This is a genomic window from Actinomadura sp. 3N407, assembly GCF_052245875.1.
Taxonomy (GTDB): Bacteria; Actinomycetota; Actinomycetes; order Streptosporangiales; family Streptosporangiaceae; genus Spirillospora.
This window is the reverse complement of record NZ_JBQQBP010000004.1, coordinates 69,483-94,664: the sequence shown is the minus strand read 5'-3', so window position 1 is coordinate 94,664 and position 25,182 is coordinate 69,483. Positions and strand designations below refer to the sequence as shown.

Sequence of the window (25,182 nt, the reverse complement as noted above, 5' to 3'; positions counted from 1 at the left end):
GCGCTGTTCGCCTCGAACATGGCCGTATGCGCCGACTCTTGATCGTTCTGGTCATCGCCCTCCTGGTCGCCGGCTGCGGGCGGGTGCTGAACGACGGGACGGCTGAGGGCCGGGCCGCCGACGAGTTCACCACCGAGGGCGACGTCGTCGGGGTGGTGTTGTCGGTCAAGCCGTACCTGTCCGAGGCGCTCGACTGCGTCCTGGCCCGTGTCGCGCCCGGCCGCACGAGCGTGTGGTCGCCGCCCCTGATCCAGCGGATGCCCGGCGAGGGCGGTTGCGGCGCCGGCGACGCCGTCCATCCGTTGCCGCCGCCGCACTGACCTGCCGCGCGGTGGCCGTGGACGACTGGCGCGCCTGCGCCGGCCATCCGGTGAGCGGCGAGCTTGAGCCGGCTCCGGTCGAGGTCCCGTCCCGTCACGGCGTGCCCAGGCGTGCGGCGGCGACCTTCTTCGGGACGACCATGCGCCAGGCTTCCATCACCAGCTCGCGCATCTCGGGCTCGTCGAGCGCCGCCGTCCAGGCGTGGACCCAGTTGAAGCGCATGTCGGATTCGCGCGGGAGGTGGAACTTCGCGGGCTCCGACTCGATCAGTGCGGCGCGTTCCTCCCTGGGGAACGCGAAGCCCATCACGGTCTCGTCCTGCGAGAAGGCGACGTAGACGATGGAGCCGACGCGGAACTTCACCTGGTCTCTGATGAGGTGCTCGGACGTGCGCGGGAGCGTCCGCGTGAGCGCCCGCACCTGCTCGACCGTGATCATGATGTCCTCCTGTGGCCGCGTGGTCTCCAGCAAAGCACCCCGGATCGCATGATCTTGATAGATTTTCGTGGCGAAGGGGGCGGTCTTGAACGAACTGGTGCGCTGGCAGACCGAGAACGGGACCGTGGTCGTAGAGACCGACGACCGGGAACCGGGATTCCAGTCGGTGTCCCGCGCGGGCGACATGATCCATGACGCGGCGAGCCGGTTCGAGGACGCGTTCCAGAGCGTCCGGGACGCGGCGGAGTCGGCGCTCGCGGGGCTGCGCGGCGGCGACCTCGATCCGGACGCGGTCGAGCTGGAGTTCGGCGTCAAGCTGAACGCGGCGGCCGGGGCGGTCATCGCGAAGACCTCCGTCGAGGGGCATCTCAAGGTCAAGATGACCTGGGGCCGGCCGATGGCCGGGCCGCCGGAGGAACCGGAGGGAGCGTAGCCGCATCGTGGACGACTGGCAGTGGCGCGCCTGGGTCGGCCATCCGGCGGGCGGAAAGCTCGGCGCGGCCTTCCTCGTCTCGGAGTCGCGGCTGCTGACGTGCGCGCACACCGTCCACGGGCTGGACGAGGCGCGGGTCGGGTTCCCCGGGCTGCTGGAGGATCTGCCCGCCACGGTGGTGCGGTGCGGTGACTGGCGGCGGACGGGTGACATCGGCGATGTCGCGGTGCTCGAACTGCGTGAGCCCGTCCCGTTCCGGGCCGCTCCGCTGGCCGGGCCGGAGGGCCTGCACGAGCGCACCCTCGAAGGCAGGACGTTCGGCGTCTGCGGTTTCCCACGGCGTCCCGACCAGAACGAGCGGCACGCGACCGTGACGACGTCCCCGCATCGCGGGATGCGGCGCGAATGGTGGGAGCTGAAGACGGCGCCGGGCGACTGGCTGGAGGAGGGCTACAGCGGGTCGGCCGTGTACGACGCGGCCACGGGCGAGGTCATCGGCATGGTGACGAACGCCGAGCTCCGGCATGGCGACCGCGCGGACCTCGGCTGGATGCTCCCCATCTCCCACATCCGGACGTACTGGGAGGAGCTGGACGACCTGCTGCCGCTGCGGTGGACGACCGCGGCGGCACGGCGCGACCTGCGCGAACTCCTGGACGGGGTGCGTTTCACCGACCCGCTCGCCGCCGACCTCGAACGCGTCGTCGGGCGGCCGGCGCTCGGCGGGTTCCGTTCCGCGTGGGGTTCGGTGCGGTACGTCGCGGAGGGCTGGCAGGAGGAGCGGCTCGCCGGGTACCTCGCGGCGCTCGGACGGCACCTGCCCGAACCACGGCGGCGGCGGCTCGCGGCCTGGTCCGTGCGGCACCTGCCGGGCGCCGCCCCCGACGCGCCGCGTTCCGGGCCCGCGTCGGTGATCGTCCGGCTGGAGCGGGTGACGTTCGACAACGCCTTCGACGTCACCGTGCACACGTGGATCGACGGCGCCGAGGGGCCGTCCCAGAAGACCGAGCGGGTCACCGAGCGGCAGATCAGGCCGGTGGTGGAGGCGGGCGTGGCCGGGCTGGCGCCCGCGCTGTTCGGACGCGACTGGATGATCGAGTTCGCGGTGCCGGAGAGCTGGCTCGGCAAGCCGTTCGAGCAGTGGTACGTCGACCCCCGCAACAGGATCCCGATGCGCCGGTACCCGGTGGTCGTGCGGGACGTGGAGCGGCTCCGCCCCGACTCGATCCGGCGCGACCAGGCCCACCACCGGTGGCGGCTGCTGAACGAGCGCGGGCGCAGCGACCCCCGCCCGATCGCCTGCGACGCGCCGCGCAGGGGCAGCGACTTCCAGGACTGGCTGGAGGCCCACGTCGACTTCTGCGTCCTCGTCTACGGGTCGCGTCCGGTGAAGAGCTGGCTGACGGCCGCGCTCAACAACGGCATCCCCGTCATGCTGTGGACGCGCACCCCCTGCGACGCCCCCGCCCACGGCGACTGCCGCGGGCACCGCGTCCTCGACGAGCTGACCGCCGCCGTCGGCGACAAGCATCCGGGTGAGCTTCCGCAGGTCGCGCTCGCCCTCCGCAAGGAGGCGCTCGTCGCCCCCAAGAACACGTCCCACTGCGGACGTGACCTGACGCTGCTGTGGGACGATCCGTCCCGGCTGCCCGACCCCCCGCTCGCCATGGAGGTATAGGTGCCCGACTGGCTGCTCTACACAGGGAGCCGACTCCCGCACGGCGGCGTCGACCGGCTGCCTCCGCCGCCGCCCTGGCGCGCTTTCGACGGTGAGCCGGTGCTGCCGTCCCCGGCGGGTGGTTCGGGGAACGAGCACCAGGCCACCACGTACCGGCCGTCGGACGATGCCGTGCGACAGGTCAACGCCGCCTTGTATCTGCGTCGTCCGTTGCTGGTGACGGGGCCGCCCGGCACTGGAAAATCGACCTTGGCCTATGCGGTGGCCCATGAACTGGGGCTCGGGCCGGTCCTGCACTGGCCCATCACCAGCCGGACGACCCTGCGCGACGGCCTCTACCAGTACGACCCGCTGACCCGCCTGTACGCGGCTGGACGGGACGACGCGCCAAGCGAAGAGGACATCGGCCGCTACATCCGGCTCGGGCCGCTGGGGACCGCGCTGCTCCCCTATGGCCGTCCCCGCGTCCTCCTCGTCGACGAGATCGACAAGAGCGACATCGATCTGCCCAACGACCTCCTCACCATCTTCGAGAAGGGCGAGTACGAGATCCCGGAACTGACCCGCCGCGCCGACCCGTCCGCCGAGGTCATGACCGCGGACGGGCCGGGCGCCCGCGTCACCGTCGCCGCCGGGACCGTCCGCTGCCGCGCGTTCCCGATGGTGGTGATGACCAGCAACGGCGAACGCGAGTTCCCGCCCGCTTTCCTGCGGCGCTGCGTCACCGTCGAGCTGCGGCAGCCTTCGGGGGACGCCGAGCTGTCGGCGATCGTCCGCGAGCACCTGGGGCCGCTCGCCGACCAGAGCGACGACCTCGTCCGCCGCTTCCTCGAACGCTCCACGGCAGGCACGCTGGCGACCGACCAGCTCCTCAACGCCGTCTACCTGTGCCGCCACGCCGACACCGAGGACCGCCGGGCCCTCGCCGACCGCATCATGCCGTACCTGACCGGGCCCATCGATGACGATTGACCGGTTCCGGGAGGTCCTGGAGGCGGCCGGGCCGCCGCCGGACGCCCGGGAACTGAGCGAGATGCTGTGGCTCGCCTGCCACATCTCTCCTCCCGGTCAGGACGCGCCTCCCGACCCGCCGGTTCCGCCTCCGAAGGTCTCCGAAGACCCCGCGAACAGCCCCGGTCTGGCATCTCCCCCGGCCCGCACGCCGTCGCCTCGGCCCGGTCCGCTCAGGGCGCTCCACCCCCGTCCCGCCATTGAGTCCGAACCCGCCGGCGAAGCCGAACAGGTCCTCGTCCCCACCGCGCCGATGCTGGCCGATCCTCTCGGCGTTCAGCGGGCGCTGCGGCCGCTGAAGCGGCGCGTCCCGTCCAGGCACCGCGTTGAGCTGGACGAAGACGCGACCGCCGCGCGCATCGCGGACACCCGCCTGTGGACGCCCGTCCTCGTGCCGTCACCCGAACGCTGGCTCGGCCTCAGCCTGGTCGTCGACACCGGCCCGACCATGCGGCTCTGGCGTCCCCTCGCCCGCGAACTGACGGAGGCGCTCCTCCGGCAGGGCGCTTTCCAGGACGTCCACCTCAGCTACCTCCACGCCACGGGCCGCATCACCTCGACCCCGGACGCCCCACCCCAGGACCCCGGAACGCTCCTGGACGGTTCCGGCCGCCAAGCCGTGCTCGTCCTCAGCGACTGCTCCGGCCCCCACTGGTGGGACGGGCGCGCCGGCCAGGCCGTCCGCCGCTGGGCGCGGTCCGGGCCGACCGCGATCCTCCAGCCCCTCGCCGAACGCCTCTGGCGGCGCACCGCCGCGCCGGCCTCACCGGGCTCCGCCGTCCTGCCCCGGCCCGGCGCCCCGAACACCGACCTGCGTTTCACCCCGTTCGACGGCGCCCCGGCACCCGGCCTGCCCGTCCCCGTCCTGGAACTGGCGCCCCGCTGGTTCGGCGCCTGGGCCCGGCTGGTCTCCGGCTCGGGCCCGCAGCCCGCCGCCGTCACGACACTGCCGCCCCGCCCGTCCGGGACGGCCCCGCTGCGCCGCGAACGCGAACTGACGATCGCCGAACGCGTCCGCCGTTTCCTCGCCACGGCCTCCCCGGACGCCGCCGAACTCGCCGCCCACGTCGCCGTGTCCGTCCCGTCCCTCCCGGTCATGCGCCTCATCCAGCACCGGATCCTCGGCGGCTCAGGGCCGGGGCAGCTCGCCGAGGTCCTGCTGAGCGGCCTCCTGCGTCCCGCCGGCGGCGCGCGCTACGAGTTCGTTCCCGGCGCCCGCGAGGCCCTCCTCGACACCCTCCCGCGTCCCGAGGCGCTGCACACCCGCCACGTCCTCGAAGCCGTCTCCGCCGAGATCGAACGCCGCGCCGGCACGTCCGCCGAAACCTTCCGCGCCCTCCTCCCCGCCGAGGGCGGCCCGGTCACGCTCACCGCCGACACCGACCACTTCGCCCTCCTCACCCCCGAGACCCGCTCCCACCTCGCCCCGGCGCCGCAGGCGTCCACGGCGGTCCCGGACCTGCTGGACATCCTGGGTGTGCCTGTCGGCGAACTGATCGGCGAGAACTGGGACCGTCCACCTCACCCCACCGCCATCGGCGTGGACGAGAACGCGGACACCGTATGGCTCGACATCCTGCGCGGCGGCCGCTTCGGGCCGCACGGCATGATCACCGGCCCGCGGCGCGATCGTGACGCGCTTCTACGGACGATCGTGTTCAGCCTCGCCCTCAACCACTCCCCGAACGTCGTCACCTTCGCGTTCGCCGACTTCTCCGGAGGCGCCTCCTTCGTCGGCCTGGGGAACCTCCCCCACGTCGCGACCGCCGTCCACACCACGTCGGCGGATTCACCGGTGATCAGCCGGCTTCCGGCCGTGCTCGAAACCGAACGGAGGCGCCGGGAAGCCGTCCTCCGAGATGCCGGGATCCCGAGGTGGGACGACTACCAGGCGGCCATCGCCGAGGGACGGCCGCTCGACCCACTGCCCGCCCTGATCGTGATCGTCGACAACGCGGGCCCGCTGTTGGAGGCCCGCCCCGACCTGATCGAGCCCATGATGGCCCTCTGCGGAGAGCGCCCGGCCCAGGGGATCCGGTTCGTCTTCTGTTCACCGGACGAAGTGGCCCTCCTCACCGACCTCGTGGCATGGCAGATAGAAGTCCCCGGTGGAACGAGTTCCGCGTCCCTCCAGATCTATGGGGAACCCAGTCATCCGAGCTTCCGCCCCGCGCACATGTCTCTCGATGTCAGCGACCCGATCGTCGAGCGGATGCGCGAGAGCACACCACGGACGCGCAGGCTCCCGTGGCCGGACGAGGCGGCATCACCCCCGGCGCCCGCCCCGCCGCCTCCCCCCGACGCCTCGGCACCGCCTCCGGCCGTCCCCCAGTTCGACATTCTCAGGCTGAACGGCGGGGGACGCAGCGGGATGTTCGAGGAGACGTGGGCGCTCCCCCCGCTCACCCCGCGTGACCCGGCGATCGGGTACGACCCGGACGGAAACGTCGTCACCCTCTACCCGCTCGACATATCGGCGGGAATCCCGCACGGCCTGATCGTGGGCGAAACCGAAGCGCGGCAGCACGCCGTCCGCAACATCGTCACCGCCCTCGCGGCGAGCTACTCCCCCAGGGACCTCAACTTCGTCTTCGCAGGCCTGGGCGAGCATCCCCTCGGCCTCAGCGGGCCCGTCGACCTGCCGCACGTCCGCTTCTCCGACGACGAACTTCTCGGACGACCACAGCGGCTCCAGTGGTTCATCGAGTATCTGTCGGACGAGCTTGACACCCGGGCCGCATCGACATCCGCCGACGCTCCGGGCCTGGTCGTCTTCGCGGACGTGTCGCTGACGTTCCCGGCCGGCAGGCCCGAGGTGGCCGAGACGCTGCTCTCGCTGGCACAGCGCGGCAGAGCCCTCGGCGTCCAGCTCCTGGTCACCTCGTCCACCGTCGAGACCACCACGATCTGGGATCGCTTCCTGCCCCTCCTCGGCTGGCGCATCGCGGCGAGCCGCCTGCCGCCCGCCGTGCTTCAGCGCGTCCTCGGGCAGGCGAACCTCCCGTTCCCCGACGAGCGCACCGCCTACCTTCTCGCCGGCGGCGGCACCCCCCGCCGGTTCACCCCGGCACCGGCACCGCCGAGGTCCGCGCTCAGCGACTTCGTCGACCGGATCACCCACCGCCACGCGGACGAGATGCTCCCCGATCTCCTCATGACCGACCATTACGTCGAGGACGAGGCCGTCATGAACGTGCTCCGGAAGCTCTACATTTCGGAGATCAAGGCTCGCCCGCGAGTCGAGACACTGATCCGCCACCTCGTCTTCGAAGGGCCGGACCAGCCGCGGCTGGCCAGGACGGCGGACCTGTACGGGCGGATGCTCAGCGGTATGGGGATCCTGTCGCATGGCAGAGTGCGCGAGGCGGTCATCGGCCGGCCGGGCGGGCAGGTGGCCGAGCCGGACACGACGATCGCCGATCTCTTCAGGATCAGCCGCGGAGGCGTGCTGCTCATCCGGCTGAGCGTCGCCCACCAAGCCACCGGCGATCCCGGATCGGGTTTCGCCGAAGCGCTCCGGTCGGCGATGGACGAGCACGGCGAGGACCCGGTCGTCGTCCTCTGCGCGGACGCCGAGCAGGTGCCGGCACTCCGCCGCGCCGACCCCTTCTTCACGGACCGGTTCCGCAGGATCGGGGATTTCGAACAGACCCGGCCGCCCGCTGATCGAAGCGGTCCGGAGACGGCTTCCGGCAGCCGGGTCCCGCTCGGCGTCGACCCCGGGACACGCGAGCCCGTCCTCCTGGACTTCGCGGCCGATCGGCACCTGCTGATCTCCGGCCCGTCCGGCACCGGGAAGACGACGCTGATGGGCGGGCTCATCGATGAGCTCGTCGCACACCATGAGCCCGGTGTCAGGTCCCTCGTCTATGTCCTCGATGGAGGCGGCCACCTGCGGGCTCCGTCACGCGCGGACCTCTGGGACCGGCCGGGCGTCCGCTACACCTCCTCACCCGAGGACTTCGGGGGGCTGCTGACCGAGGCCCTCTGGGGAACCAGAGCACGTCTGCTCAGTGGCAAAGGGCCCGAGGTCTACGTCTTCATCGCGGGCCGGAGCCGTCTCCTCGGGGACGACCCCCTGACACCGGTCCTCCCCCAGCTGAAGGCGGTCCGCGAGCACGGCCTCCACCTCGTCCTGCTACGGCACCGGCTGACCCTGGGAGAGCCGCTCGACCCGATGGCGGCCACGCTGCGCGAGTTCGGCGCCCCGGTCCTGCTGACCGGTCACGCGGGCGGCCACGAAGCGGATCTCTGGGATGTGCCCGATTCCCTGCGCGGACCACTCCCACAACGGCAGGCCGTCCTGGCGCATCCTGACCGGCAACGGCTCGTCCGGCTGCCGGAGCCGCCCTGACCAGTATTTGATCGGGTACGAGTCCATGGATCGAGCATTAGTGCACACAGTGATACCGGTGCACACTGTGCACAAAGGGACCGATCAGCGGCAGGGGTCGGCGGGGAAGCCCCATAGGGCGCGTTTGCGGGCGTATTCGGCCACCGTCCAGATTCGGTGCTGGCCCCGGTAGCAGGACAGGTCTTCGGGGCCGTGCGAGATGGTGCGGTAGGTGACGCGGTCCCAGTCCCACCAGTCGCGCCGGGTCATGAGGAGCCTGCCGCGCTTCTTGCCGCGGCCTTGGGTGAACCACCAGTTGCCGTTCGTCCTGACCCCGCCCTGGATCCGGTCGCCGGGAAGGGGGGCGGCCCAGTTGGCGTGGACGGTGCGGGTGCCGGAGAGCGCCCTCAGAGGCCAGGTGACCACGCGTCCTTGGGCGCCTTTGGGGCGGCACCACTCACCGGCGATGAGGACGTGGCGCCAGGTGGTGCGGTCAACGGCGAGCCAGGACATGCGCAGCGGGCCGGAGCCGCGGCACCGAGACCCCACCTTTCCGTGCGCGAAATGCCAGCTTCCCGTCTGCGGCATCACGTAGCGGTAACCGTGGCCGTAGTACTTCTTGCCGTGCAGGCCGACCCTGCCCGACCTGCCCATGGAGCCGGCCTTGCTCTTGCCGAGGTCGTAGATCTGGCGCATGTCGAACTCGCGTACGCCGTGGCGGGTGTCGGCCACGTACAGCTTGTTGCCGTACCAGGCGATGCCGCCCGCGTGGATGCCGATGTCGGTGTAGGTCGGCCGCTTGCCCCTCATCGTCGGGTAGACGAGCAGGACGTGCCGGTAGGTGCGCTTGCCGGGTTCGACGAACGTGAGCCTGATGCGGCCGCTGTCGTGCCAGGACACGAGGATGGGCCTGCCGCCGCCCGCCCATCGTTCGCCGTCCACGGCGTCCGAGACGGTCGTGACGCCCTGCGGGACCCACTTCCTGGTGGTGGAGTCCGTCCTGTTGAAGCAGTACACGAGCGAGTGGGCGGGCACACCGGCGGCCTTGCCGCAGCCGCGGCGGAGCCCTTTCTGCCCGGACGAGTTGAGCAGCGCGTCGACGCCGCTTCTGCGGAGCCTCTTGTCGAGCGCCCGGATCGGCGCGGTGCGGTCGGATCCCCGGCGCAGGTCGAAGTCGCGGAGGTCCGGGGCCGCCGCCCGTGCGGGCGCCGCGTGGACGGCGTCCGGCACCGCCGCCACCGGCGCGGCCAGCGGGACGCCCGCCGCGAGAAGCGCGATCTTCCGACGGCGGGCACCGGTGAATGAATGCTCTTCATCAAAAGCATTCACTGTACGCTGCAAGATCATCACGTTCCGCAACGTATCCCAGGCCGGACGGACGAAACGGCGCCGACAGACCTCGGGAGGTGCAACTTAGTTTTCGTCCGCCATTACGCCGCCCGGGTGAACCGCCGGCGATGCCCGGGCGTCATGGGACAGGCGTCATGGACGGTCCCCGGCGGGCCGGGGGCCGTCCATGGACGGCCGGGGTCAGCGCAGGCGGCACGTCCCGGTGTCGGACTTCGACGGGTCGCTCTCCGAGGTGCCCGTCAGCCGCAGGCGCGCGCGGCGGTCCGCGCCGGGCCCGGCCTTCGCCCACACCTCGACTTCCGTGCGGCCCCTGGCCTCGGCGGTGGCCAGCTCGTTCGGCAGCCAGGCCGTCCAGCCGTCGCCGGACACGCCGGCCTTGAGCCGGAACACGTCGGAGCCGTGGTGGCCGGCGCCGCCCGTGCCCCTGTTGTGGAGCGTCATCGTGCACTTCGTCCAGCCCGCGCCGGTCGGCCTGGCGCGGCCGTTGCCGACCCGGACGCCGCGCCGCTGCGGCCCGGCCCCGTCCAGCGACCGGACCGCGACCGTGTACGACAGGACGCCCTTCCGGTCGCGATGCAGGTCGAGCACGTAGAAGTGCAGGCGGTTGGCCTCGTCGACGTACTCGAACTCGCTGCCGGAGCCGGCGCCCGCGTGGTACAGGGCGTCGGAGAGCTGCCGGTAGTCGCCGATCGTCATCTTCCTCGGCGTCCCGTCCGGCATGACGAAGTCGACCTTGTCGATGTCCTGCGGGTTGGCGTCCTTCACCCAGATGAACGGTGCCCGGTCCTGGTCCTTGGTCTTCGCCAGCAGGACGCCGGAGTCGGGGGTGAACGAGTCGGTGCCCATCCGGTCGACGACCTCGATGGTGTAGTTGTCGTAGCCGCCGCCGTCGCAGAGCGGGTCGGTGTCGGTGTCGCAGGCGGGGCTCTTGTCGCCGCCCTCGCCGAGCTTCAGGTTGATTCCCGCGAGGCCGTTCCGGCCCGGTTCGGTGGCGCGGGCCGTCACCCTGGCGACGACCGTGCCGGACGAGGCGAGCGCCTCGCGGTCGAGCTGGAGCACCTTGTCCGGGTCGACGATGCCGAGCTTCATCTTGTTGCGGAGCATGTGCTGCGCGCCCATGGACGCGCCGCCCGTCGCCGGGATCGTCCACCGGCTGTGCGGGCCGCCGGGGCCGTTGAAGGTGCCGCGGCTGAGCATCTCCCACGGGCCGCTGTAGGAGCGGCGCGGCGGGTCGCTGTACGGGTTGTTGTAGTTGTCACCGATGCCCAGGATGTGACTGAACTCGTGGGCGAAGACCGACATGCCGGAACTTTCCGCCTGGGTGGAGCTGCCGGACGTGGCGTTCGGCCAGATGGTCGAGCCGGCCTGCCAGGACGTCCAGTCGATGTAGCGTGTGTCCACCCAGTTCGGCAGGTTCGGGTCACCGGGACCCCACTCCGGCGGCACGTTCTCCTTCGTGCCGAACTTCATCTCCCCGAACTCCTGCCATGTGGACGACTCGTCCTGCCCGGCGCTGAGGAAGAACACGAAGTCGTACTTGCCCGCCTCCTCCTCGCCGACGTCGGCGATCCACGCGGCCCGCGCGTCCTCGCGCAGGTCACGGTCGCAGGTATCGCCCTTGGGGCAGCCCATCCCGCCCTGCATGCGGCTGTCCACGCCGTACTCGTGGTCCTTGGCGGGCATCTGGTAGGCGCCGAACCCGGTGAGGTCGACCCCGTACCGGCCGCCGGAGTCCTCCATCCAGTACTCGTGGAGGGTGTGGCCGTGGTTGAGCTTCTGCGGCTTGTTGAGGAAGTCCTCGTAGAACTTGGCGACCTCGCCGCGCGGGACGTCGCTGACGCCGACGGGGTTGCCGAAGATGCTGGAGTTGTGCGGCTGCGTGACCTCGAACGGCTGGTTGGGGTAGTCGACGAGGACGATCGCGCCGTTGAAGTTCTTCACCGACCCCTTCTGGGACGGGTCGGCCCATGACGCGCCCGGCACCGGGGTGTAGTCGTCCCACGTCATCGTGTCGGGAAGCTCGTAGTTCTGCGGGTCGATGGGACGCGGGGCGCCCGCCGCGAAGGTGCGGGGCGACGGCTGGGCGCGCTGCCACGGCTGCGTCTGCGGCCAGTGCCGCATCTGCCACGGGTTGGCGGTCGGTTTCGGGATCGGAGGTTTCGCCTGCGCGGCGGCCGGGACGGCCGCGAGTCCCACGACCAGCCCCATCGCCGTCGCGGGCACCAGCAGCATGTTCTTGGCGCGCATGTCTCCCCTGCCTCTGGTGGGTTGCGCAGAACGTAAGGCAGGGGATTCCGCCCGGCTACGGCCGACTTAGCCGATCTCGCGATGTATGCCCTGGCATGTCGGACAGCGTGCCCAGGTCATACCGGCGGACGGCGTCACGGCACGGCGGATCACGGCGTCACGCGAGCAGGTCCCGCTCGGCGACGACGATGCCGTCCTCGTCGCTGTAGAGCCAGTCGCCCGGGCGGAACTCCACGCCGCCGAACGTCACCGGGACGTCCACCTCACCGGCGCCGTCCTTGGCGCTCTTGCGCGGGTTCGAGCCGAGGGCCTTCGCGCCGAGGTCCAGTTCGCGCAGCGCCGCCACGTCGCGGACGGCGCCGTTGATGACGGCCCCGGCCCAGCCGTTCGCCACCGCCGCCTCCGCGATCATGTCGCCCATCAGCGCGGACGCCAGCGAACCGCCGCCGTCCACCACCAGCACCCGGCCCTCGCCGGGCGTGTTGAGCAGCTTCTTCACCAGCCCGTTGTCGCGGTGGCAGCGCACGGTCGAGACCGGCCCCGCGAACGACGCGCGCCCGCCGTACCGCCGGAACTGCGTCTCGCAGCTGCGCAGCTCGTCCCCGAAGTCGTCGATGAGGTCAGCGGTCGCGAAGTCCATCCCGGCAGCCTACTGGGCGGTAATCCGTCAGTGGGAGGGCGCGTCGGTGGGGCGGCCGATCAGGCGGGACAGCACGATCGACGTCTTCGTCGCGGTGATGTTGTCCTCCCGGCGCAGCCGTTCGAGGGCCTGCTCCAGATGCTGGATGTCGCGGGCCCGCACATGCACGAGGGCGCTGGCGTCGCCGCTGATCGTGTACGCCGCGACGACCTCCGGGTGGCCGCGCACGCTTGAGTAGATCTCGTCCGGGGATGTCGCACCCGTGCAGAAGATCTCGATGAACGCCTCGGTCGTCCAGCCGAGCGCGGCCGGGTCGACGACGGCCGCGAAGCCGTTGATGACGCCGTCCGAGCGGAGCCGGTCGACGCGCCTCTTCACCGCCGGGGCCGACAGCCCGACCCTGTCACCGATCTGCGCGTACGACGCGCGGCCGTCCTCCAGGAGCCGCGCAACGATTCGACGGTCAAGCTCATCAAGACGCAACAAATAACACCCCCTAAGTCAGTTTTCGTCATTGGTCGACGGTCGATCCCGAACATACGCTGGGAAGCGGACCGGCGGCCACCTGACCCGCCCGGCCCTCCCCCTCGGCACCGGGCACCTGTCCGGTGCCCCAGCTATGCCCGGCCCCACCCCGGCCGGGCCGAGCCGCGAAGGAGCGTCGTGAGGCCGACCGATCAGCTGAGGGCGATGTCCGACGAGCACAGCGCGCACAACTATCACCCCCTCCCGATCGTCGTCGCCGAAGCCGAGGGCGTCTGGCTGACCGACGTCGAGGGACGCCGCTACCTGGACATGCTGGCCGCCTACTCAGCGGTCAACTTCGGGCACCGCAACCCGCGCCTCACCGCGGCCGCCAAGCGGCAGATGGACCGCGTCACGCTGGTGAGCCGGGCCTTCGACCACGACAACTTCGGGCCGTTCGTCACCGAACTCGCCGAGCTGTGCGGCAAGGACATGGTCCTGCCGATGAACAGCGGCGCCGAGGGCGTCGAGACCGCGCTGAAGACCGCCCGCAAGTGGGGCTACGAGGTCAAGGGCGTCCCCGCCGAGCAGGCGAACATCATCACCTTCGAGGGCAACTTCCACGGCCGCACCACCACGATCGTCAGCTTCTCCACCGACCCGGACGCCAAGGACTCCTACGGCCCCTACACGCCGGGCTTCCGCACGGTCCCGTACGGGGACGTCGACGCGCTGAAGTCCGCGATCGACGGCTCCACGGTCGGCGTGCTGATCGAGCCGATCCAGGGCGAGGCGGGCGTCAACGTCCCGCCGAGCGGGTTCCTGCGCGCGGTGCGCGACCTGTGCTCGGCCAACGGCACCCTCATGATCGCGGACGAGATCCAGTCGGGCCTCGGCCGCACCGGCACCACCTTCGCGTGCGACCACGACGACGTCGTCCCCGACGTCTACGTCCTCGGAAAGGCCCTCGGCGGCGGCATCATGCCCGTCTCCGCGGTCGTCGCCGACGCGGACGTCCTCGGCGTGTTCAAGCCCGGCCAGCACGGCTCGACGTTCGGCGGCAACCCGCTGGCCTGCGCGATCGGCCGCGAGGTCGTCGCGATGCTGAAGACCGGCGAGTACCAGGAGCGCTCCAGGACGCTCGGCGCGCACATGCACGAGCGGCTCGGCGGGCTGCCGGGCGACCTCGTCCGCGAGGTCCGCGGGCGCGGCCTGTGGGCGGGCGTCGAACTGCACGGCAAGGCGCGCCCGGTCAGCGAGCGCCTCATGGACCTCGGCGTCCTCGCCAAGGAGACCCACGAGACCACCCTCCGCCTCGCCCCGCCCCTGACCATCGAGCGCGACGACCTCGACTGGGCCCTCGACCAACTGGAAGCCGCCCTGCATTGATTGCAGTGCCCTTGGCGTCGGGCACTGGAGGGCCCTCCTTCGGCGGGCACTGTGTGCGATCGCTGCATCGCTCCGGCTCGCCTTGCGGCTCGCTGCGCGATCAGGTTTCTCGCTCCGCTTGAAACCTGCCTTCGGACGCGATCGCGACTGTTCGGGTCGGCGCGGGGTTAACCCCAAACCCCGGGGTCCTCAAAGACTTGGCCGGGTGACCGCATGGCGCGGCCGGGCGGTGCGCCCTCACGGGCAGGGTCGGGCCCATGCTGCGGAAATGGGGTAGGCGCCGGCTGGCCATCGGCTGCGGCGGGCTGGCGCTCGGCATCGCGATGCTGCTCGGAGGCGGCCTCTACCTGCTGCAACGCGCCTACGACGGCGAGGTCAAGCGGATCTCCGGGGCGCTGCCCACCGCGGCGGGCCGCCCGTCTTCCACCGGACGCGGCGAGAACTGGCTGCTGATCGGCTCGGACCGGCGCGCGGACATGCCGTCGATGGGCGCCCGGGCCGACACGATCATGCTGGTGCACATGTCCGGGAGCGGCGAGCGGGTCTCGGTGATCGCGATCCCCCGGGACGGCTGGGTGCCCGTCCCCGGCCACGGCACGACGAAGATCAACGCCGCGTTCGCGTACGGGGGGCCGGCGCTGCTGATCCGCACGGTGGAGCAGCTCACGCGCGTCCGCGTCGACCACTACGCCGCCCTCGACTTCCGTGGCTTCGTGGAGATGACCGACGCGCTCGGCGGCGTGGACGTCACCATCACCAAGCGCACCCACGACCCGATGCACGACCGCACCTGGGAGGCGGGACGCCAGCATCTGAACGGCACCGAGGCCCTGGACTTCGTCCGGCAGCGCTGGAACCTCCCGGGCGGCGACCTCGACCGGATCAAGCGGCAGCAGGCGTTCCTGCACGCGCTCGCCGACAAGGCGCTGGACACCCGCAACCCCATCAAGATCGACCGGTTCATCAGGGCGGCGACCCGCTCGGTGACCGTGGACGGGTCGGTGACGGCCGGAACGCTGCGCGGGCTGGCCCGGAGGCTGCTGGAGACGTCGCTGCTGGAGTACCTGACCGCCCCGGTCGAGAAGACGGACGAGCGGGGCGACCAGAGTGTCGTGCTGCTGGACGAGAACGGCGTCCGCGCCCTGTTCACCGCCGTCCGGGAGGACCGCGTCGGCGACTACGTGGCGCGCAACGGCGCGGCGAACACGGTCGACGCCGTCCGGTAGGCCAGGCGGCGTCCGTCCGGAGCGGCACCGGTGGACTAATCTGAGCCGCCTGATGAGCAGATGGCGCGGAAACCCCTGGGCGATCCTGCTGACGCTCTCCCTGGGCTTCTTCATGACGCTGCTCGACCTGACGATCGTGAACATCGCGATCCCGAGCATGATCGACCAGCTGGACGCCTCACTCGACCAGGTGCTGTGGGTCGTCAACGCCCACATCCTGGTGCTCGCCGTCCTGCTGATCACCGCCGGCAGGCTCGGCGACCTGTGGGGCAAGAAGAACCTGTTCATCGCCGGCGTCGCGCTGTTCACGCTGTCCAGCCCGCCCAGGTGTACTCGCACGGCTTCGTGGACGCCCTGAAGCCGACGCTGGCGCTGCCGATCGCGGTCGTCCTGCTCAGCGCCGCCGCCTGCCTCACTCTCCGGGGCCACCGCGGCGGAAACCTCACCAAGGTCGAACAGGAGAAGACCCCCATGGCCTCCTGACGGCCGCTACCCGCGGGTGCGGGCCGCCTTCCCGAGCAGCCAGTCGCCCGGCGGGCGGGCCGCGGGCACCAGCATGACCCCGGCCACGGCGGCCACCATGCCACCGATGATGTAGACGTATCCGGCGGTCGTCCCGGGGACGACCAGGTCGCCCTCGGCCCGGCGCATCGACATGACGAACGCCATGAGGGCCCACATGACCGCCGGGATCGTCGCGCCGAGCCGCCCGCCCATGCCCAGCCCGGCCAGCCGCACCATGCAGAAGACCAGCGCCACCAGGATGATCGCCGCGACCGGGACCGGGCCGGTGGTCCAGTTCTGCATGAACGAGCCGAGCAGCCCGAACAGGGCGCCGAGCAGCCCGAGCGCCGTGTACGCGGCACCGGACACGAACGCGTCGAGGGGCGCCTCGCCGTCCGGGCGTTCCAGGCCGGGCGCGGCGGATGCGCCGTCCACCGTGCCCTGGTGGGGGGACGCCGGCCCACTCTCCCCGGTGGGAACGCGTGAGAGGCCGTTCTTCGCCAGGCTCACCCGCGACTCCTCGTCGTCCTTGTCCACGGACGCCAGGCTACCGGCCCGCCTCCCCCCGCGGCGCCGGGCGTCCGGCCGTTCAGGCGCGCGGGTCGGCCAGGCCGGCGAACAGGTCCCGCTCCCGGCGGCCGGGGCCGACCGGGCCCAGCTCACCGGCCTGGAGGATGAAGTACTCGGTGCCGAACACCTGCTGCCCGAGGTTGTTAGACAGCGCGAAGAACGGGCCGACCTGCTCGGGCGCCACGACGATCTGGGTGCGGTGGGCGCGCAGCGCGGAGAGCTTGGCGGGCAGGTGTGCGCGGGCGTCCACGACCGAGGTGACCTGACCGTCGGGGACACCGGAGCCCAGTTCGTCCAGCCCGGCGACGCGGGCGAACGGCAGCTTCGCCTCCCGCATCACCGCGATCGCGCGGGCCAGCACGGTGCGCGGGGTGGCGTAGGCGTAGAACTTGGCGGCCCGCCACGGCTCCGCGCCGTCCTCGTGGGACGGGTCGGCCGCCAGTTCGTAGGCCCGCCACGCGACGCGGTGCGCCTGGATGTGGTCGGGATGCCCGTAGTTGCCGCGCTCGTCATAGGTGACGATCACCTGCGGCCGGACCTCCCGGATGACCGGGACGAGGTCCAGCGCGGCCGTGTCGGCGTCGGCCCGCCAGAAGCAGCGGGGATGGTCGTTCGTGGGCGCGCCCATCATGCCGGAGTCGCGCCAGCGTCCCGGCCCGCCCAGAAAGCGGTGGTCGCGCACGCCGAGCGCCGCGCACGCCTCCGCGAGCTCCCCGATGCGGTACTCGCCGAGGCGGTCCTCCTTGTCGGACGCCAGGTGACGCAGGTCCTCGGGGATGACCTCGCCCTCCTCACCCAGCGTGCAGGTGACGAGACAGACGTGGGCGCCCTCGGCGGCGTATTTGGCCATGGTCGCCCCGGTCCCGATGGACTCGTCGTCCGGATGGGCGTGGACGAACAGGATCCGCGGCTCCTTCATAGTCACCGAGCCTACTCAGGGCGCGACACCCGGGTCATGACCGCCCTGCACCGAGCATCCCGGAAGGGCCGTCACCGTCCCGGCTCAGCCGCCCCCGCCGGTCCCGGGGCCACCGCCGCCACCGGCGTCACCGCCACCGCCGGTCCCGCCGCCGCCACCGTCGTCACCGTCACCGCCGCCGGTTCCCCCGCCGCCACCGCCGCCGCCGGTGGGCGTATCCGTCGGGGTGGAGGTGGTCGGCGGGTCCGTCGGAGTGTCGGTGGTCGGCGGGTCCTGCGTCGGGAAGGACGTCTGCGGCGGCGGCGTGTTCTCGCGCGTCTGGGTGGGGGTCGGGGTCGGCTCCTCGGTCTCGTCATCGGTCGGGGTCTCCTCGACCGTCGCGGAGTCGGTGACGGACGGCGTGACGGGCGCGTTCGGGGAGTTGTCGCCGCGGTTCGCCATGAACAGGCCCACGACCAGCGCCAGCGCGGCGATGGCCGCGGCGGCGGCGAACATCGGCCACTTGGACTTGCGCTCGGGCTCCCAGTCGTCGTGGCGGCCGCGCCCGCCGCCGCCGTAGGGGGGCGGGGCGGGCGGCAGGTTCCCGGTGTAGTCGGCGGGCGACACACGGTGTGCCCCGCCGCCCGGCTGGGTCGAGCCCGCCATCATCCCGCCGGCGGCCAGACCCCCGGCGGCGAGCCCGCCCGCGGCGAGCGTCGAGCCCTCCGCGAGCATCGTCGTGGCCTGCGCGGGGTCGTCCATGCGGGTCTGCCCGGCGCCGCCCGGGCCGCTGCCGATCAGCGCCATCATGATCTGCTGCGCGGTCGGCCGCCGCTCCGGCTCCTTGGCCAGGCACGCCCCGATCAGCCGGTGCAGGTCTTCCGGGACGCCCTCCAGCGACGGCGGCTCGTGCATCACCCGGTTGATCACCGCGACGACGGTGTCGTCACCGAACGGCGGGTGGCCGGTCGCGGCGAACACCATCGTCGTCGCCCACGCCCACACGTCCACGGCCTCGGTGAGCGTCGCGCCCGCCACCTGCTCGGGCGCCATGTAGGACGGGGTGCCGATGGCCTTGGTCGCGGCGGTCTGCCCGGTGTCCAGGGCCCGCGCGATACCGAAGTCGATCACCCGGGGCCCGTCCGGCGCCATGATCACGTTGTGCGGTTTGAAGTCGCGGTGCACGATCCCGGCCTGGTGGATCGCGACGAGCGCGGTCGCGGTGCCGATCGCGAGCCGGTCCAGCGCCGCGCCGGTGATCGGGCCGCCGTCGGTGATCTGCTTGTACAGCGACGACCCCGGCACGTACTCGCTGGCGATGTAGGGCTGGTCGCCCGCGACGTCGGCCTCCAGGACCTGCGCGGTGCAGAACCGCGCCACCTGCTTGGCCGCCTGCGCCTCCCGGACGAACCGGTTGCGCGCCATCGTGTCGCCGGCCAGGTCGGCGCGCAGCAGTTTGACGGCGGCCCTGTTCCCGGAGGCGTCGACACCCGCGTAGACGACCCCCTGGCCGCCTTCGCCGAGTCGTTCGACGATCTCGTACGAGCCAAGCCGCCGGGGATCTCCCGGCTGCAGCTCCGGCATTGACCACTCCTCAAGCCCGCGACGATGAAAGTGTTTGGGGAAGCTTTGAGCTTACGCGAGCGCGGACCCGGGCACGGGTCATTCCCCGTCCATCAAGCGACGACCCGTGATCATACGGCCCGGGAGGTCACCGTGCCCGGTACTTCGGCACCGTCCCCGTACCGGCGGACGCCGGACTGGCAGACTCGGATGCCATGAGCATCAGCTATCCGCGGCAGAGCGCCCGCACGCGAAGGTTCAGCCTCGGCGTCCCGCGCGCCTTCCAGATCGCGCCCGACGACTCGCGCGTCGCGTTCCTGCGCACCAGGGCGGGCGACGACCCGGTCACCTGCCTGTGGACGCTGGACACCGCCACCGGCGAGGAGCGCTGCGTCGCCGACCCGGCGGCGCTCGACGTCCCGGGCGAGGAGAACCTGCCGGCCGAGGAGCGGGCCCGGCGCGAGCGCGCCCGCGAGCAGGCGGGCGGCATCGTCGGGTACGCCACCGACCGGGCGATGCGGCAGGCCGTCTTCACCCTGGGCGGGCGCCTTCATGTCGCCGACCTCGACACCGGGCTCGTCCGCGAGCTGCCCGCGCAGTCGCCGGTCTTCGACCCGCGTCCCGACCCGGCCGGGCGCCGGATCGCGTACGTGTCGGGCCGGACGCTGCGGCTGATCGAGATGGACGGCACGGGCGACCGGGCGCTCGTGCAGCCGGAGTCCGAGCAGATCTCCTACGGTCTCGCCGAGTTCGTCGCGGCGGAGGAGATGGACCGGATGCGCGGCCACTGGTGGTCACCGGACGGGGGGACGCTGCTGGCCGCGCGGGTCGACGAGACGCCGGTGCAGCGCTGGCACATCGCCGACCCCGCCAACCCGGAGTCGCCGCCCGCCGAGATCGCCTACCCGGCCGCGGGCACGCCGAACGCGCTGGTGTCGCTGGTGCTGCTCAAGGTCGACGGCGGCCGGGTCGGCGTCGCCTGGGACCGCGGCGAGTTCCCCTACGTCGTGACGGCCTCCTGGGACCGGCACGGCCTGCTCATCGTCGTGCAGCCGCGCGACCAGCGGTCCCAGCGGGTGCTGCGGGTCGACCCGTCCAACGGGGCCACGACCCTCCTGCACAACGAGCACGACGCGGTCTGGACGGAGATCGTCCCCGGGCTGCCCGTCCGGACGGGCGGCGGCGACCTCGTCTGGGTCACCGAGGACCGCGAGACCGACACGCGCCGGCTCACCGTCGCCGGCGCGCCCGTCACGCCCGCCGGCCTGCAGGTCCGGTCGGTCATCGGGGTGGAGGGCGACTCGATCCTGTTCACCGCCTCGGAGGAGCCCACCGAGATCCACCTCTACTCCTGCGACCGGGGCGAGGTGATGCGGCACACCGAGGGGCGGGGCGTCTTCGGCGGCACCCGCTCCGGCGAGATCACCGTGGTGACGGGGGCGCGGCCGGACCGTCCCGGCGTGGAGATCGAGGTGCGCGGGCCGTCCGGTACCCACCCGATCGTCTCGCTCGCCGAGACCCCGGTGATCACGCCGCGGGTGGAACTGCTGCGGTCGGGCGACCGTGAGATCCGCACGGCCGTGCTGCTGCCGGCCGGGTGGCGGCCCGGTGACGGCCGCCTGCCCGTCCTCATGGACCCCTACGGCGGCCCGCACGCCCAGCGGGTCCTCGCCGTCCAGCGGGCGTACTGCGAGCCGCAGTGGCTCGCCGACCAGGGCTTCGCCGTCGTGATCGCCGACGGCCGCGGCACCCCGGGACGCGGCCCCGCGTGGGAACGCGCCGTCCGCGGCGACTTCGTGGAGCCGATCCTGGAGGACCAGGTCACCGCGCTGATCGAGGCGGCGCGGCGGCATCGGGACGCGTTCGACCTCGACCGCGTCGGCATCCGCGGCTGGTCGTTCGGCGGCTGGCTCGCGGCCCTGGCCGTGCTGCGCCGCCCGGACGTGTTCCACGCCGGCATCGCCGGTGCCCCGGTCACCGACTGGCGCCTGTACGACACCCACTACACCGAGCGTTACCTGGGCCACCCCGATGAGGAGCCGGAGAACTACGCCGCCAACTCCCTCATCGAGATGGCCGGGGAACTGAAACGCCCCCTCATGATCATCCATGGTCTCGCGGACGACAATGTGGTGGCCGCCCACACGCTCCGCCTGTCGTCCGCACTCCTGGCCGCGGGACGTCCCCACGCGGTCCTGCCCCTGTCGGGCGTGACCCACATGACCCCGCAGGAGGTGGTCGCGGAGAACCTCCTCCACCTCCAGGTCGACTACCTCAAGCAGTCCCTGGCCCGCTGACCGGCCCAGTGCCGTGCCAGCTTCTCCACAGGGCCGCGTAGGGGCCGTCCGCGGCGATCAGTTCGTCGTGGGTGCCCAGTTCGGTGATGCGGCCGTCCTCCACCACGGCGACACGGTCGGCGTCGTGGGCGGTGTGGAGGCGGTGCGCGATCGCCACGACGGTCCGGCCGTCCAGCACGGCGGCGAGCGAGCGCTCCAGGCGGCGGGCGGCGCGCGGGTCGAGGAGCGAGGTCGCCTCGTCCAGGACGAGGGTGTGCGGGTCGGCCAGGACGAGCCGGGCCAGCGCGAGCTGCTGCGCCTGCGCGGGCGTCAGCGTCTCGCCGCCGGAGCCGACGACGCTGTCGAGGCCGGGGCCGTCCCAGTCGACCGCCGCGAGGACCTCGGCCATGCCGGCGTCGGACGCGTCCGGGCGGGCCATCGCGAGGTTCTCGCGGAGGGTGCCGCGGAACACGTGGTGCTCCTGGGTGACCAGGGCGACGTGGCCGCGCAGGTCGTCCAGCGCCAGCTCCACGAGCGGGACGCCGCTTTCCGCGCCGATGCCGTCCGAGGGGGGCCGACCTCCCACACCTCCCGGAGCGCCGTCGGCGCCCAGAGTCACCGTGCCCGAGCGAGGCCCGTCCACCCCGGCGAGGAGGCGGCCCAGCGTGGACTTGCCCGCGCCGCTGGGCCCGACCATCGCGAGACGTTCACCGGGTCTCAGGTCGAGGTCGATGCCGTGAAGGACGTCCTGCCCGGGACGGTAGGCGTAGCGGACGTCGCGTGCCGTGAGCCGCTCGCCGTCGGGGCGGCGGCCGTTCGGCGCGCGGTCGGGCGGGACGTTCCCGACGCCGAGCAGGCGGGCCAGGGACGCGCCGCCGAGCTGCAGCTCGTCCAGCCATGACAGCACCGTGTCGACCGGCTCGATGAGCTGCTGCGCGTACAGGGTCGCGGCGGTCACCTGCGCGAGGGACGCCATGTCGTGGATGTAGAGGAGGCCGCCGCACAGGAGTGTCGCCACGACCGGCAGCACGAAGCCCATCTCGGCGACCGGGAACAGCACCGTGCGCAGCCGCAGCGTGTAGCGCTCGGCCTTGTACGAGGCCGCGATGTCGGCGTCGCCGCGCGCGTGCCGGAGGCCGGCGAGGCCGAGCGCCTCGACCGTCCGGGCGCCCTGGACGGTCTCGGTCAGCCCGTCGGCGATCTGTGACCACGCCTCGTTCTCCCGCAGGTAGCCGCGGTGGGCGCGGGGCAGGTACCAGCGCATCACCGCCCACAGCATCGGGACGCCGACCAGCGCGGGCAGCGCGACGAGCGGGCCGTTCAGCATCAGCGCGCCGACCGTGAACCCGCCGACGACGATGGCGACGAGCGTCTCCGGCATGGCGTAGCGGACGGAGGTGCTCAGCGTGTCCACGTCCCGGGACGCGCGGGTGACCAGGTCGCCGGTGCCGGCGCGCTCGACCCGCGACAGGGGCAGCGCCAGGACGCGGTCGACGAACTCCTCCCGCAGCCCGGCCAGCACCCGCTCGCCGAGTCTCGCGGACGCGAGGTAGGCGTACCGGGTCAGGATTCCCTGGACGACGACGAACGCGGCGATGGCCAGGCCGGTCGTGTCGATGTCGGCCCGGCCGTCGCGGACGTCCTCGACCAGGGCGCCGAGCAGGCGCGGGGTCACGAGGCCCGTCACGGCGGCCAGCGCGTGCAGGGAGAGGACCACGGCGAGGTCCCGGGGATGCCGCAGGACGAGGCGCCGCGCATACGCGCGCACCTGCGCGGGTGCGGCGACCGGCAGTGTCTCGGCGCTCACGTTCCCGCCCTTTCCGCGGTCTCCCGTTTGGTCGTGGCCTCGCCCCTGGTCACGGTCGCCGTGTAGCGCGGCTCCGTGTCCAGGAGGTCGCGGTGGGTTCCTTCCGCGACGACCTGGCCGTCCTGGACGAAGGCCACGTGGTCGGCCCGGTCCAGCAGCAGCGGGCTCGTCGTAAACACCACGGTGGTGCGTCCCGCGCGCGCTGGGCCCAACCTGTCGGCGATGCGCGCCTCCGTGTGTGCGTCGACGGCGCTGGTCGGTTCCACCAGGACGAGGACGTCAGGGTCGGCGACGAGTGCCCGTGCGAGGCGGAGTCGCTGCTGCTGGCCGCCGGAGAACTCCCGCCCCGCCTCGACCACGTGCGCGTCCAGCCCGACGGAGTCGACGACGTCCTCGGCGCAGGCGGCGCGGACGGCCGCTCGCAGCGCGGCCTCGTCGCCTTTCCGGTACCCCTCCGGCGCGAGGCTCTCGGCGAGGGGCCCGGCGAAGAGGCGGTCCTCGTTCACCGCGACGAGGATCCGTTTCCGCACGGCGGCGACGTTGTGCAGGGGGACGCCGCCGAAGTCGACCGCACCCGGCGCGTACCGGCCGAGCCGGTCGGCGACGGCCTGCGCGTCGCGCGGGCCCGCCGCCGCGACCCCGGTGACCCGGCCGGGACGCACGACCAGCCCCGAGGCGATGTCGACCAGTTCGGCGGACGCCGCCGGGCGGGCGGTCCCGGCGTACGGCAGCTCCGGGTCGATCTCCAGGAGGGCGGTGACGCGGCCCGCCGCGACCAGCGCCTTGGTGATCTTGCCCGCGGCCTCCCCGAGCGTCTTCAGCGGAATGATGAGGAACACCGCGTAGCCGTAGAACGCGACGAGTTCCCCCACGCCGATCGTCCCCCGCACGGCGAACCGGGCACCGGCCCAGGTCACCAGCGCGATCAGCAGGCCGGGCAGCAGCACCTCGGCGCCGTTCAGCCGGGTCTCGGCCCGCGCGACCGCCACCCCCGCCGCCCGCACCCGCTGCGACTCGGCGCGGTAGCGGCCGGAGAACAGCGGCTCGCCGCCGATGCCGCGCAGCACCCGCAGGCCCGCGACCAGGTCGGTGGCGTGCGAGGACAGCTCGCCGACCAGCTCGCGGTGCGCCAGCTCCCGGTCCCGGAAGGGACGCAGCAGCGGCGCGGCGATCGCCAGGATCAGCGGGACGCCCACCAGCACGATCAGGCCGAGCGGCGGGGAGGTGGACAGCATGATGCCCGCGACGGCGACGATGGCGACCACGGCGCCCGACCCCCGCGAGACGATGTCCAGGGCGCTCCCGATGTGGATGACGTCGGACATGCCGATGCTCACCACCTCGCCCGCGCTCAGCCGCTTCGGCAGCGTCCCGCCGAGCCGGGTGGCCTGCCGGGTGACGAGCTGGACCGTCCGGTACGAGGCCGCCAGCCAGTTGAACACCGCGAACCGGTGCCGGACGGCGCCGGTCGCGGCCTGCACGGCGCCGAGGCCGAGCAGCACGGCGCACCACGTCACGAGGGCGCGCTCGTCCCGCGCCGCGACGCCGTCGCCGAGGGCGCGGCCGATCGCGGCGGGCATGAGCGCCTGGGCGAGCATCCAGACCACGCCGAGGACCGCGCCGGCGGTGCAGCTGCGCCACTGGACGCGCAGCAGCCACAGCAGATAGCGCGCGGGGGATCTGTGATCGGGGCTGCCCGGATCTTTCTCCGGCAACGGCTTCACGGGACGAAGGTTATGCAGCGGAACGTCCGAAGTTCGACTGGTTTTTCGGCAGCGCCGATCGGTTCCGGACTGTCCTTAACCGCCAACTCGGACGCGCCCCGGGGGTGCGTCGGGCGGTTTGGACACGCTAAGGTCTGGGTCTACGGAGCGATGCGTCCTCCGCTCCTTGAGCCGGGACCCCGGCGGCTAGGCAAATGCCGCTTCCCCGGCGCGGCCCCGTCCCGCTCCCTGCAGCCGCAGGAATAAAGCGGAACGCCGTGACCGTTGCCATGTGAATAATTTTCGTCCTCGGGAGGTTCCCGCGGCCAG

At 72.4% G+C, this 25,182-nt stretch carries 20 protein-coding genes; 10 read left to right on the top strand and 10 right to left on the bottom strand.

Annotated features, from left to right (window positions below; translation table 11 throughout):
- Positions 1-26 precede the first annotated feature (26 nt).
- Entirely contained in the window at positions 27-320 is a 294-nt protein-coding gene (locus ACTWPP_RS11070) for a hypothetical protein (RefSeq protein WP_443104092.1), read from the top strand.
- Between the two features lie 94 nt (positions 321-414).
- Here the strand turns inward: ACTWPP_RS11070 and ACTWPP_RS11065 are convergent, their stop codons facing one another.
- Positions 415-759 carry an MmcQ/YjbR family DNA-binding protein gene (locus ACTWPP_RS11065; RefSeq protein WP_443104091.1) on the bottom strand — a complete coding sequence of 115 codons (345 nt, stop codon included), beginning with the start codon at positions 757-759 and terminating at the stop codon, positions 415-417.
- A gap of 85 nt (positions 760-844) precedes the next feature.
- Between ACTWPP_RS11065 and ACTWPP_RS11060 the strand changes: the two genes are divergently transcribed.
- The 4 genes from ACTWPP_RS11060 to ACTWPP_RS11045 are packed head-to-tail and all read left to right on the top strand — an operon-like array spanning position 845 to position 8,235.
- The gene (locus ACTWPP_RS11060; RefSeq protein ID WP_443104090.1) at positions 845-1,192 is read left to right on the top strand and encodes a CU044_2847 family protein; all 348 of its coding nucleotides are present in this window, start codon (positions 845-847) and stop codon (positions 1,190-1,192) included.
- 7 nt (positions 1,193-1,199) lie between these two features.
- Complete coding sequence (locus ACTWPP_RS11055; RefSeq protein WP_443104089.1) at positions 1,200-2,870, top strand: VMAP-C domain-containing protein; 1,671 nt, start codon at positions 1,200-1,202, stop codon at positions 2,868-2,870.
- Positions 2,871-3,842: an AAA family ATPase gene (locus tag ACTWPP_RS11050; protein ID WP_443104088.1), complete on the top strand. Its 972-nt coding sequence runs from the start codon at positions 2,871-2,873 to the stop codon at positions 3,840-3,842. It begins immediately after the preceding gene.
- Positions 3,832-8,235 carry an SAV_2336 N-terminal domain-related protein gene (locus tag ACTWPP_RS11045; protein WP_443104087.1) on the top strand — a complete coding sequence of 1,468 codons (4,404 nt, stop codon included), beginning with the start codon at positions 3,832-3,834 and terminating at the stop codon, positions 8,233-8,235. Before ACTWPP_RS11050 ends, ACTWPP_RS11045 begins: the two co-directional genes overlap by 11 nt.
- A gap of 84 nt (positions 8,236-8,319) precedes the next feature.
- Here the strand turns inward: ACTWPP_RS11045 and ACTWPP_RS11040 are convergent, their stop codons facing one another.
- The 4 genes from ACTWPP_RS11040 to ACTWPP_RS11025 all read right to left on the bottom strand — a co-directional run bounded on the left by ACTWPP_RS11040 (position 8,320) and on the right by ACTWPP_RS11025 (position 12,934).
- Positions 8,320-9,543 carry a hypothetical protein gene (locus ACTWPP_RS11040; RefSeq protein ID WP_443104086.1) on the bottom strand — a complete coding sequence of 408 codons (1,224 nt, stop codon included), beginning with the start codon at positions 9,541-9,543 and terminating at the stop codon, positions 8,320-8,322.
- Positions 9,544-9,744: 201 nt separating this feature from the next.
- Positions 9,745-11,811: a M6 family metalloprotease domain-containing protein gene (locus tag ACTWPP_RS11035; protein ID WP_443104085.1), complete on the bottom strand. Its 2,067-nt coding sequence runs from the start codon at positions 11,809-11,811 to the stop codon at positions 9,745-9,747.
- Positions 11,812-11,968: 157 nt separating this feature from the next.
- Positions 11,969-12,451 (bottom strand): ribonuclease E activity regulator RraA, encoded by a 483-nt coding sequence (gene rraA / locus ACTWPP_RS11030; protein WP_443104084.1) that lies wholly within the window; start codon positions 12,449-12,451, stop codon positions 11,969-11,971.
- A gap of 27 nt (positions 12,452-12,478) precedes the next feature.
- Entirely contained in the window at positions 12,479-12,934 is a 456-nt protein-coding gene (locus ACTWPP_RS11025; protein ID WP_443104083.1) for an Lrp/AsnC family transcriptional regulator, read from the bottom strand.
- Between the two features lie 207 nt (positions 12,935-13,141).
- Here ACTWPP_RS11025 and rocD point away from each other — a divergent pair, with 207 nt between their 5' ends.
- The 4 genes from rocD (at position 13,142) to ACTWPP_RS11005 (ending at position 16,014) form a co-directional block, all read left to right on the top strand.
- Positions 13,142-14,305, top strand: a complete 1,164-nt coding sequence (gene rocD, locus ACTWPP_RS11020) for an ornithine--oxo-acid transaminase (RefSeq protein WP_443104564.1) — start codon at positions 13,142-13,144, stop codon at positions 14,303-14,305.
- 257 nt (positions 14,306-14,562) lie between these two features.
- The gene (locus ACTWPP_RS11015; protein ID WP_443104082.1) at positions 14,563-15,531 is read left to right on the top strand and encodes an LCP family protein; all 969 of its coding nucleotides are present in this window, start codon (positions 14,563-14,565) and stop codon (positions 15,529-15,531) included.
- A 52-nt stretch (positions 15,532-15,583) separates the two neighbouring features.
- Entirely contained in the window at positions 15,584-15,889 is a 306-nt protein-coding gene (locus ACTWPP_RS11010; protein WP_443104081.1) for an MFS transporter, read from the top strand.
- Complete coding sequence (locus ACTWPP_RS11005) at positions 15,877-16,014, top strand: hypothetical protein (protein WP_443104080.1); 138 nt, start codon at positions 15,877-15,879, stop codon at positions 16,012-16,014. The genes ACTWPP_RS11010 and ACTWPP_RS11005 overlap by 13 nt, the downstream gene beginning before the upstream one ends.
- Positions 16,015-16,020: 6 nt before the next feature.
- Here ACTWPP_RS11005 and ACTWPP_RS11000 read toward each other — a convergent pair whose 3' ends face one another.
- The 3 genes from ACTWPP_RS11000 to ACTWPP_RS10990 form a co-directional block, all read right to left on the bottom strand.
- Entirely contained in the window at positions 16,021-16,572 is a 552-nt protein-coding gene (locus ACTWPP_RS11000) for a DUF6113 family protein (RefSeq protein WP_443104079.1), read from the bottom strand.
- 52 nt (positions 16,573-16,624) lie between these two features.
- Entirely contained in the window at positions 16,625-17,524 is a 900-nt protein-coding gene (mshB, locus tag ACTWPP_RS10995; RefSeq protein ID WP_443104078.1) for an N-acetyl-1-D-myo-inositol-2-amino-2-deoxy-alpha-D-glucopyranoside deacetylase, read from the bottom strand.
- Positions 17,525-17,608: 84 nt separating this feature from the next.
- On the bottom strand, positions 17,609-19,087 hold the full coding sequence (locus tag ACTWPP_RS10990) for a serine/threonine-protein kinase (protein ID WP_443104077.1): 1,479 nt from the start codon (positions 19,085-19,087) through the stop codon (positions 17,609-17,611).
- A gap of 194 nt (positions 19,088-19,281) precedes the next feature.
- Between ACTWPP_RS10990 and ACTWPP_RS10985 the strand changes: the two genes are divergently transcribed.
- Positions 19,282-21,363 carry a prolyl oligopeptidase family serine peptidase gene (locus ACTWPP_RS10985; RefSeq protein WP_443104076.1) on the top strand — a complete coding sequence of 694 codons (2,082 nt, stop codon included), beginning with the start codon at positions 19,282-19,284 and terminating at the stop codon, positions 21,361-21,363.
- Here ACTWPP_RS10985 and ACTWPP_RS10980 read toward each other — a convergent pair.
- Together ACTWPP_RS10980 and ACTWPP_RS10975 are read right to left on the bottom strand one after the other, a co-directional pair.
- On the bottom strand, positions 21,341-23,149 hold the full coding sequence (locus ACTWPP_RS10980; protein WP_443104075.1) for an ABC transporter ATP-binding protein: 1,809 nt from the start codon (positions 23,147-23,149) through the stop codon (positions 21,341-21,343). The two genes, ACTWPP_RS10985 and ACTWPP_RS10980, sit on opposite strands and share 23 nt — an antisense overlap.
- Complete coding sequence (locus tag ACTWPP_RS10975) at positions 23,146-24,873, bottom strand: ABC transporter transmembrane domain-containing protein (RefSeq protein ID WP_443104074.1); 1,728 nt, start codon at positions 24,871-24,873, stop codon at positions 23,146-23,148. The genes ACTWPP_RS10980 and ACTWPP_RS10975 overlap by 4 nt, the downstream gene beginning before the upstream one ends.
- Between the last annotated feature and the right edge of the window lie 309 nt (positions 24,874-25,182).

Excerpts from the sequence above, each read along its gene's own strand:
- ACTWPP_RS11070 (WP_443104092.1), top strand. The coding sequence starts at position 27 with ATGCGCCGACTCTTGATCGTTCTGGTCATCGCCCTCCTGGTCGCCGGC.
- ACTWPP_RS11065 (WP_443104091.1), bottom strand. The coding sequence starts at position 759 with ATGATCACGGTCGAGCAGGTGCGGGCGCTCACGCGGACGCTCCCGCGC.
- ACTWPP_RS11045 (WP_443104087.1), top strand. The coding sequence starts at position 3,832 with ATGACGATTGACCGGTTCCGGGAGGTCCTGGAGGCGGCCGGGCCGCCG.
- ACTWPP_RS11035 (WP_443104085.1), bottom strand. The coding sequence starts at position 11,811 with ATGCGCGCCAAGAACATGCTGCTGGTGCCCGCGACGGCGATGGGGCTG.
- rraA (WP_443104084.1), bottom strand. The coding sequence starts at position 12,451 with ATGGACTTCGCGACCGCTGACCTCATCGACGACTTCGGGGACGAGCTG.
- rocD (WP_443104564.1), top strand. The coding sequence starts at position 13,142 with ATGTCCGACGAGCACAGCGCGCACAACTATCACCCCCTCCCGATCGTC.
- ACTWPP_RS11015 (WP_443104082.1), top strand. The coding sequence starts at position 14,563 with ATGCTGCGGAAATGGGGTAGGCGCCGGCTGGCCATCGGCTGCGGCGGG.
- ACTWPP_RS11010 (WP_443104081.1), top strand. The coding sequence starts at position 15,584 with ATGAGCAGATGGCGCGGAAACCCCTGGGCGATCCTGCTGACGCTCTCC.
- mshB (WP_443104078.1), bottom strand. The coding sequence starts at position 17,524 with ATGAAGGAGCCGCGGATCCTGTTCGTCCACGCCCATCCGGACGACGAG.
- ACTWPP_RS10990 (WP_443104077.1), bottom strand. The coding sequence starts at position 19,087 with ATGCCGGAGCTGCAGCCGGGAGATCCCCGGCGGCTTGGCTCGTACGAG.
- ACTWPP_RS10985 (WP_443104076.1), top strand. The coding sequence starts at position 19,282 with ATGAGCATCAGCTATCCGCGGCAGAGCGCCCGCACGCGAAGGTTCAGC.